This is a genomic window from Bacillus sp. Xin1, from assembly GCF_013314535.1.
In the GTDB taxonomy this organism is placed as follows: domain Bacteria; phylum Bacillota; class Bacilli; order Bacillales; family Bacillaceae_G; genus Bacillus_A.
On the sequence record NZ_JABUAE010000109.1, the window covers coordinates 1 to 2,841 of the forward strand.

At 37.8% G+C, this 2,841-nt stretch carries 3 protein-coding genes; all 3 read right to left on the reverse strand.

What is annotated here, in order from left to right; all coding sequences use genetic code 11:
* Window positions 1–29 precede the first annotated feature (29 nt).
* A complete protein-coding gene (locus HRG09_RS27810; RefSeq protein WP_174104029.1) occupies window positions 30–446 on the reverse strand; it encodes a hypothetical protein in 417 nt (138 codons plus the stop codon).
* A gap of 73 nt (window positions 447–519) precedes the next feature.
* Window positions 520–2,634 (reverse strand): pLS20_p028 family conjugation system transmembrane protein, encoded by a 2,115-nt coding sequence (locus tag HRG09_RS27815; protein ID WP_174104030.1) that lies wholly within the window; start codon window positions 2,632–2,634, stop codon window positions 520–522.
* Window positions 2,635–2,652: 18 nt separating this feature from the next.
* Window positions 2,653–2,841 (reverse strand): hypothetical protein (locus HRG09_RS27820; RefSeq protein WP_174104031.1); only part of this gene is annotated, 189 nt, incomplete at its 5' end.

Sequence of the window (2,841 nt, forward strand, 5' to 3'; positions counted from 1 at the left end):
ATTCGCCATTTACATTACCTCCCCATGAATCATGAAATTTGAGCATATATCTTACTTTCTTTCTCTAGAAATTTTTCAATTACATGTAACATTTTCAAACTCACTTCTTCTGCGTCACTCCGTTGTTTAAATGCATACACTCCCTCTTGAAAATCAAATCTTTTAGGTAATAACTTCATGAGAGTTTCCATTGGATCTTTATTTCGTAGGATATCCATTCTTTTTTCCTCTTCTAAGCTAAGAAATGACACATTCCATTTGGAGTTTACTATCCAACTCGTTAAAAAATCTCTTCGACTTGTATACAGAACCGGATCATACTTTTTTACAAGTTCTTGTATACGTGATTTAAACAATGGATCCTCATATTTCACTTTCACATGAACTTCATAAGGTGAAAGAGAACCTTTATTCACTTTGATCTGCGTTGCAACTTGATAATTCATAGCTGTAACCTCCAGATTTAGATTCTAAGACCGAAAAAAATAAGCATGCCATGTATGCTTACTGTGTTGTAACCTATGCATCTTTTCTACGATTTTCGGGTGGATTCTGATTGGTATTTTGCCCTTCATTCTTATCTTTTCGTTTGTTTCGCAAGCCCTCTCCTGTATTTTGTCCAAGCTGATAAGAACGTCTTGTCTTTTGTACTGTTGAAGAATTATGAAATGCATTAGAGAGACGATCCTTTGCATATTGACCAATCGTACGGTTTTCTCTTTGCGGTGCCGGAATATCCTCTGTAGAAGTTGGTGCCGTATCTACCGGACGAGATAAACCAGAAGAGCTTTCACCACTTGAAGATGTTCCGCTATGACTAGGTTGAGATGGTTCTGATACGCTTGATGGTGTTCCGCTACTACTTGGTTGAGATCCGCCTGATACACTTGATGACGCTCCACTACTACTTGGTTGAGATCCGCCTGATACACTTGATGACGCTCCACTACTACTTGGTTGAGATCCGCCTGATACACTTAATGGCGCACCGTTATTACCATTCACACGAGTTGGATTCTCACTTGCATTCTTCTTATTTTGAGAAGGTGTAATCCCTTGTGTTTTGGAACCATTTGCTCCTCCTGCTGTGCTTTTTGTTAAATTAGCTGAAGATCCACGTTCTCCATTTTGAGCATCTTTATCAAAACCGGATGATTTGATTTCATCTTGCAAGGACACAGCGCCGTTACCTGCCTCGCCTTGGGACGCTTGATTATTTTCTTTTCCATAACTGGATTGATCTATTTCATTTTGTAAAGATGCATTATCAGTTCCAGTTGCGCCGCCCTCGGCACCGCTTTGTTTTTCCTTACTTTCCGTTCCATTTTCCTTACCTTTTTGTTCTTTAGATTGCTTCTGATTTTCTTGTTCACTACCACTTGTTTTCCCTGCATTATTATATCCACTTACCATACCTGTGGCACCTGCACCGACTTGTAATGCACCACTTCCTGCACGTTTCATCATGCCACCAACTTTTGATACCGTACCACTTGTCGCATTCTTTAATCCTTTTCCAAGTGCGTATCCACCGGCAACGACTCCCCAACCATTTTTCAGTCCCGCGTCAATACCAAAAAGACGTTCACAAATGACGGGACCATCTACAACCGCAAGGCTTAAACAAATTAAAGCCACGACATAAGCAATCCCATTTACATTTTCATGAATATAGTTCATACCAATGAGATAGAGCTTTAATGAAAGGAAAATCATAATCATGATAAGAAACGCATTTAAAATATTCATCAGAATATGCTTTGTTTTTTGTCCATTTGCCACATCTGCCGGTGCAACTAAGTTTGCTAAGATATAGCTGAAGGCTAATTCAAAGCATAGTTTTCCTAATTTGATTGCTGTAAATAGTAATGTCATCCCAATTACAAATAAAGAAGAAGCAATTTTCCAGAACTCCCAGTCCCAGCGATAATATTTATCTGGCCAAAAATCAAACCAACCATTTTTCAAATCTATAAGAACTTCTTTTCCATCTGGTGCAACACTAAGTTTCTTTTCTAAAATTTTTTTCCCATCGTCAGTTAGTCCTTTATCCTTACTAACCTTAAAATCTTTATCGATTTTTTCTAAAATATCTATTCGTCGGATATTTTCCTGCGAAATTTGATTTGTTTCTTTTAACTTGGTTGTTTTCCATTCTCCTATATCAAACTGTGCTACATCTGTAAGACCCTCTTTTATAATCTTTTCACTAGTAGTTCCACTTCCTTTGAGATCCACTGCCTTAATTGCCTTATCTGTAAATTTATCCGCTTGCATCATCGCCGTACTTAGTAACACAATTACACCCATACTGATAAAAATATTCACCGCAATCTGTTCGCGATTTGTTTTCCGATTGAATATCAGTGTGTATCCAATATAAATAAGCGAAAACGCAAATAACACATAAAAGAGAGGCTGAAAGTCTCGCACAAAAGATTGTATTTCTTCTGATGCAAATAACGTTTTGACTAACAAAATTTTATCTGTAATTCCTTCTAATGCATCCACCAGATACGATAACCCTAAAATAATCATCCAACCAATCGAACGAAGAATATAGTTCGTAAACCCACCAATTTCTAAGTACTCACTAAATGTTTTTAGTATTTCTAATACTTTCTCATCATTCATGGTTTCACCCGCTTTCCCTTAAGCTTCAAATACTTCTTGTATCGTCATATCAAGATGTTCATCCACTTCGTCTACCCGTATGATAATTGGTGCCTCACCGGTTCCACCTGGCTGTAACACTACAACACCATTTCTAAGTCCAATCATCACTTCTCTCCCCGCCATTACTTGATCCCCGTAAACTCGTAAAATCCGTTGTAAGGAATG